The organism is Noviherbaspirillum sp., assembly GCF_035944575.1.
Taxonomy (GTDB): domain Bacteria; phylum Pseudomonadota; class Gammaproteobacteria; order Burkholderiales; family Burkholderiaceae_D; genus Noviherbaspirillum.
Genome location: NZ_DASZBA010000237.1, coordinates 1 through 6,351, shown reverse-complemented (window position 1 = coordinate 6,351; position 6,351 = coordinate 1). Strand labels below are relative to the sequence as shown.

Genomic DNA, 6,351 nt, shown 5'->3' with positions numbered 1-6,351 from the left:
GGAGACGGCCTTCACTGCTGCGGGGCAGGAGGAAGTGAACGACGGCCAGATGATCGATTCTATGCCGACGCATGGCGCGCATTCCTGAAGGGTACTAGCACGCCATGCCATTATTCCAAACCTTCAGGCTGCCAGTCGCGTTGCTGAGGCCGTAGTGCTCGGTCTGATGCGCAATGCCCCTCACGCTGGCGGCAACCCGTCGCCGGTCAGGTCGCCGCCGCCGACACCAAAGTTGCGGCGTGAATCACCGCTGCCCTGCCCTGCCTTGTCATCGAGCGGCTCGCCGGACGCACCAGCTGCGCCGATGCCGTTCTCGCCGGCGCGCGACAGATCGGTTCCGGCAACACCGGCCGAACCGGTGCCGGTGGCCGCTGCGCCTGCACCGCCCTCCCCGGACCGGCCAGCGATATTGGCCAAGCCCAGTACATCACCTCCAGGGCCGGAAGGCGCCGACACCATCTCCACCGTATCCTCGACATCACCCTTCATGTCTTCCCTGCTTCTGACAGCCACATCACCGAGCGAAATGATGCCGATCAGCTTCTGCTGTTCATCATGCGTGACAACAGGAATGCGGCGGATTTGGCTGTCGGCCATCTGGGTCATCACCTCATCCAGCGCCTGATCCTCGAACACGCAGCGTATATTCGTGCTCATCACTTCATCGACGTGCGCATCACCCGGCGACCGGCCCGCGGCCGTGCCGCGTATCGTGATGTCGCGGTCGGTCACCATGCCGACGAGACGATCACCTTCACACACCGGCAACGCGCCGACGTCGAGTTCATCCATCATCTGCGCCGCACGTTGCAAGCTTTCCTGCGGTGATACGAAACGCACATCCCTTGTCATTACTTCCGAAACGATCTGCATGAGTAGCTCTCCTTCATTTAGGAAAAAGTGCGCAGGCTTGCATGTTCCGATGCCCGGTGGAGCACATCGCAGTCATGCAAGGCGGCGCGTTCGGTAAATCAGCAAGAGGGTCTTTCCAAATCCAGGCATGAGTCGCAATGTCTGGTAGCCGACGTAAGGAATCGTTGTTGGCCCCAAGTCGATTGCAGCGCCATGCCATCTGCTTTAACGGATTACTGAGACTTCAAAAGTGCGCACATATTCCTTCGCAAAAGGCTCGCTGCAAGGTTTTTTTTATGCGTTCTCGCTTGCATCACGCCGGCTTGACGTCGGGTGCAAAATTGCCAGCAAAGTTATGGACGAAACAAATGGTCTTTGCGAGGAAACAATGCGTGCGGCAAGGCGCTTAGCCGCAGAACGGCGGCAACATTGAACTGCTTCAAGAAAGTAGATCAGGCAGAGTCTTATTAGTCGGCTTCTGAAGAAGGCGGCACCGGAACACGACACTCGCTTGATACTAGGCCGAGTCTGGGAGCAGATGTTGACTGCATTCGTGCTTGATAAAACATATCGAATCGATGGCAGGCAGCGATCGCAATCTCGCGTCGATCCTCAAAGGCAAGCAGGGCACTCTTCGACACATTTAGCCGCGGAGACTGCAACAGGCAGCTGCTTTCTGAGTAAAGCCCTCGTTATCTACGGACGCGGCTTCGACCGCCACGCCGTCTTCCATGTCTTCACAAAGTAACGCTCTGAAACATCTTGAAGGGCAAGGATACGACAGCAAAGGGCGGTCAGATCCAAGTGTATGGATTCATACGTATGCATTCCTTGCAAGGCTATCTGCCACCAAATCCTTTAAAAGTGGATGCGATGAACGCCTGGCGCATAAGCAGGGCCAAACATTCTACGGACCGGCATGTCTGCAGAACCGTGACCAATCAATTAATGAACGCGATCCGGCCCCCTTGCTCTAACAGGCTTTCTATAAAGTGGAGCAGATCATGAACTACCGGACCAGACCTGCGGATCACTCAGAAACGACAAACCGCCTTTCTTCCTGGCGCAGCGGCCGCGTACTAGGCGCCGGCATTGCCCTCGCAACCGCCGCGCTGTATGTTGCCTACCGCAACAGGGAAGCGGAGCGGAACTATCCGCCCGAAGGAAAGTTTATCGACGTCGACGGCGTGTCCCTGCACTACTTCGAGAAGGGTGAAGGCGACCCGCTAGTCCTGCTGCATGGCAATACCACGATGGGAATGGATTTTACTCTGAGCGGATTGGTCGACATGGCAGCACAGCATTACCGGGTAATTGTCTTTGACCGTCCGGGATATGGCTACAGTGAACGGCCGCGCACCACCCTTTGGGGATCGCAAGCACAGGCCAAGCTGCTTAATGCCGCCTTGCGGAAGATCGGCGCGCGAAAACCCATCGTACTTGGGCACTCGCTGGGCGCACTGGTGGCTATCGCGATGGCGCTCGACTCTCCCGAATCGGTTCGCAGCCTCGTCCTGACATCCGGTTACTACTACCCCACCATGCGTCCGGAGATCCCGCTGACCGCACAGCCTGCCATCCCGGTCGTCGGCGACCTCATGCGCTACACCATAACACCGATCATGTTGCGCCTGAATTGGCCATTCATGTTGAAGCGGGAATTTACTCCGGCACCGGTTGCCGAATCGATGAAGAAGCTTCCGCCTTGGCTTGTGCTGAGGCCGACACAGATTCGCGCCAGTTCGGCCGAGATGATCCTGATGTACCCGGACGTCATTAAGTTGGGCAAGCGTTACCACGAACTGCAGATGCCTATCGTTCTTGTCGCAGGCAGCGGTGATCGGCTGGTGTATCGCAGTAAACATTCAGACTGCTTTCACGCCGAGTTTCCGCATACCGAGTATCGGGTCATCGACGGTGCCGGGCACATGGTTCATCACATCGCGCCAAGCGAGGTCATGGACGCGATACATTCGGCAGCAAGGAGCGCGATGCCAGGTTTTACTGCCAGGAATGTCGGCATGTCCAAGCCTTCCCTGGCGCATCCTTCTTAGCCTGGAAATCGCCGGCAGGCCATCGGCTGTGCTACGCGTAACGTCATGCTGGCTTCCGATGGCATTTCATTTGAAGGCTTCATTCCAGTTTGACCAGATTCAGAACCGGCAATGGCCCGCCGGGGAACTGAGCCAGCCGGCCGCCGATACTCAGCGGGCCCAGATCGATGCCGAAGAACCCGAGTTGCAGGATGAGTGCATTCACGATCTCCTTGGCCTTTGTCATCGCCAGAGTAAAACAGGATGATTTGCAGGCAGTATCGGCTGAGTATGGCTCTATGCATTTATTCGTTGCGGTGGCGCCGCTTCCGACCCGAAGCGGTCGTTCCATGTTGGATTCAATGGTCCATCACCCTCTGGCGACATTTCTATCATCAGGGAAATTTTGTAATCGGGCCGCAGTCCAACCCACTCGGTATACCTGAAAACAAACCACGGTCGGCAGTTTCCGGACAATATCTTTTAAAAAAATCTCATACAGGAGCCAGAAGCTCACATGCTTTTTATCCTCGGTGCACTTGACCCTGAAATGCGCGAAATAGAACGCGTGCTGAACATACATGGCCATCCTGTTGCATGGGCTACCGTCGGCGGGCAAAAATGCACCTCGGCGACAGCCTATGATGCCGATTCAGCGATGCATTTGGAGCATGGCAAACGCCAGGCCCAGCTAATCTTGCCACGTCAGCCTGTCGTGTTCGTCGAATGTGCGGTCAGGCAAATTGCCCCGACTCTGCGCATTGATCACCATAATCCGGGCGATGCAGGATTCGATTGTGGTCCGCAGGACTATCTGCGTGGTTCGTCTCTTGGACAGCTGCTGTCGGTCCTGGAGCTCGAACCCGATCCGACACAGCGGCTGCTGGCTGCGGCCGATCACTGCCTGACGGCAGCATATCAGGGCGCTTGTCCTGGCGTCGATCCGGATGAATTACTTTTCATGCGTGCATCCTGGCAAGCAAAGATGACCTACCGATCGTTCGGACTGGTCATATCGTCAATTCTTGAAGCAGCCAAGCTGGTTCGGGAGCGGTACAATCCGCACGTGGGTGCGGCGCTATTCCTGGATCCCACGCTGACAGTGCCGGACCTGCCCGAGGGAGCCGCGCGAGCAGGCATGCCCGTGCGCTACCGCACCATGGAACCGAGTGGTCTCGTCAAGGAAATGCTCAAGGGCGCATCCCCGGATGCAATCTCGTCTTTCATGAAGGAGAATCACATGCTCGGCCGACGGGTCTATGGCAATCCATATCGAGGATACGCCGGCACCTACCTGGACTAAGCACTATCGATAGAAAGCCTTCAGGTTTTGATCGTTGCCGCCTGTCCCCGGTGTTTTAGGCAACCTTACCCTAACTTGGTCGTATGCCGACTTTGCGCCACGGCAGCTATAGCCATATTGCGGGCATTCGGAGTTTCCAAGGCTAGCCACCACTACGCTTGGCATGATGACCATGCTTTCTCAGTTCCAGCATGATCTGCTCGCAGTGATCTCCCTGAACTTCGATTACACCATCCTTCACTGTTCCGCCAGAGCCGCATGCCTTGCGCAACTGCTTGCCGAGCAAAGCCAGTGCAGCAGGATCAAGCGCCAGCCCCCTGACCAGCGTTACGCTCTTCCCGCCCCGACCTTTAGTCTGGCGCGACACGTGCACCACACCATCCCCCATGGGTACGGCCTTGAGTCTACAGGCGCACTCCAAGAGAGACCGTCGGCACTCAGGACACATGCGTCCGCCATCGGTGGAATACACAAGGCCGCTGTTTGAACTGCTCTTCATGTCTAACTCAGTCATGTTTGAAGTGTGAATCGGCCGAGTTTAGCACCGCGTGACTGCCCGCTCTCGGCCGATTGCGACCCTTCCCTATCGACAGCTTCCGACTCACACCAGCCTGCGGCCATGGTAGAAAGCGGCCCATCAGCCTGTTGCTGTGGCGACTCGGGAGCGTTCAATACCGGATCGGTGATTCATTAAATTCCCGCCGCGCCGATGCCGGTATCCCTCGTCTACGCCAACCGGCGTCCCCAACCCCGGCGGGCACGAGCATTCACGCAGTCGCTGGAGCAGATCATGCAACCCCTTATCGGCGGCAATGACGCTCCTCCTGGCTTGCGGGCCGACAGGCAATCGGGCGATTGCCCTCTTGCGCAAACTCATGGATGAACGCCGGATAAAAAGTAGAGTCTCAACAACATTCGGATTTGCACCAGTCCTAAAAATGCCGCTGTTGCTTTTAATGGAAACAACGCTGCGGTAAATCAAAAAACAGGCGCTGAAGCAGGCTTACTTTTCCTGAGTCAACGAGGAGACGATCATCATGAAGAAGCTTAATTTTCGATTGGCATGGCCCGCCATATTCGCCATCGGATTTATCGCAGCCACCGGTGCCGGTGCACAGACGACAGCGACCACGCCGTCCCTCGAAAAACTCCAACGCTATCAGATCGACCCGGCGAAGGTCTTTGTCGCAGGCATTTCCTCCGGCGGCTTCACCGCGGTGCAGATGCACGTGGCCCATTCCGCGACCTTCAAGGGAGCCGCCATCTATGCGGGCGGCGTCTACTGGTGCGCGGGCGCCGGCGGCGCCGCGACCGCTCTCGCCAACTGTGGCGGCCAGACCTTGCCGACGAATGAAGCGTCCTATAACAGCATGCTTGCCCAGTCGATCGCTTATCTGGACACCCAGTCTGCCCTGGGCACGATCGACTCATCAAGGAACCTCAGCGGTCAGCCGGTTTATCTGTGGTCCGGCACCAGGGACGCCACCGTCAATCCACGCCAGATGGCCGACCTCAATGCGGAATACCTTCACTATGGAGCCAAGGTGGTGTTCGATAATGGCTTTCCAGCCGCGCACGGCTGGGAATCGCCGAACGGTGAACTTGACTGCGGCACCGGGGGCACCCCCTTCATGGTGAAATGCTTCCTCAATGGCGCCCCCTACGATTCCGTGCAAACCTGGCTGAAGCTCTTCCTGGGACGACTGAACCCGCGCAACAATGGAAGGCTGCAAGGCACGCTGTCGACCTTCGACCAGACCGAATTCGGCGCAGCGCCCAACGTGTCGTTGAATACCACCGGTACTGTCTTCGTGCCGAAAGCCTGCGCGCAAGGAAAAACATGCGGCATGGTGCTCGCACTGCATGGCTGCAAGCAGTATTCGGCACTCATCGGCAATCGCTGGGTGACCCAGGCGGGCATCAACGAATGGGCCGACACCAACAACCTCGTGGTTGTCTATCCCGACACCATTGCGTCGTCCGCACCAGGACCGACCAACCCGAATGGCTGCTATGACTGGTGGGGCTACTCAAACCAGGTCGATCCCAACTATGCGCTGAAGAGCGGCGCGCAGATGTCGGTACTCTACCGGATGGTGCAGCGTGTGACAGGACGGCCGTAGTGCATATCGGCATGGATGCGCTCACGCCCAGCCGCTTATG

General features: G+C 57.5%; 6 protein-coding genes. 3 read left to right on the top strand and 3 right to left on the bottom strand.

The window, feature by feature from the left end; translation table 11 throughout:
- Positions 1-180 precede the first annotated feature (180 nt).
- Positions 181-873 (bottom strand): CBS domain-containing protein, encoded by a 693-nt coding sequence (locus tag VGU61_RS19090; protein ID WP_326860856.1) that lies wholly within the window; start codon positions 871-873, stop codon positions 181-183.
- 983 nt (positions 874-1,856) lie between these two features.
- Between VGU61_RS19090 and VGU61_RS19085 the strand changes: the two genes are divergently transcribed.
- On the top strand, positions 1,857-2,906 hold the full coding sequence (locus VGU61_RS19085; RefSeq protein WP_326860855.1) for an alpha/beta hydrolase: 1,050 nt from the start codon (positions 1,857-1,859) through the stop codon (positions 2,904-2,906).
- A gap of 79 nt (positions 2,907-2,985) precedes the next feature.
- Here VGU61_RS19085 and VGU61_RS19080 read toward each other — a convergent pair whose 3' ends face one another.
- Positions 2,986-3,111: a hypothetical protein gene (locus tag VGU61_RS19080; RefSeq protein ID WP_326860854.1), complete on the bottom strand. Its 126-nt coding sequence runs from the start codon at positions 3,109-3,111 to the stop codon at positions 2,986-2,988.
- Positions 3,112-3,402: 291 nt separating this feature from the next.
- Between VGU61_RS19080 and VGU61_RS19075 the strand changes: the two genes are divergently transcribed.
- Complete coding sequence (locus VGU61_RS19075) at positions 3,403-4,188, top strand: hypothetical protein (RefSeq protein ID WP_326860852.1); 786 nt, start codon at positions 3,403-3,405, stop codon at positions 4,186-4,188.
- A gap of 142 nt (positions 4,189-4,330) precedes the next feature.
- Here VGU61_RS19075 and VGU61_RS19070 read toward each other — a convergent pair whose 3' ends face one another.
- Entirely contained in the window at positions 4,331-4,687 is a 357-nt protein-coding gene (locus VGU61_RS19070; RefSeq protein WP_326860858.1) for a translation initiation factor Sui1, read from the bottom strand.
- Positions 4,688-5,225: 538 nt separating this feature from the next.
- Here VGU61_RS19070 and VGU61_RS19065 point away from each other — a divergent pair.
- Positions 5,226-6,311 (top strand): prolyl oligopeptidase family serine peptidase, encoded by a 1,086-nt coding sequence (locus VGU61_RS19065; RefSeq protein ID WP_326860851.1) that lies wholly within the window; start codon positions 5,226-5,228, stop codon positions 6,309-6,311.
- The last annotated feature ends 40 nt before the right edge of the window (positions 6,312-6,351 follow it).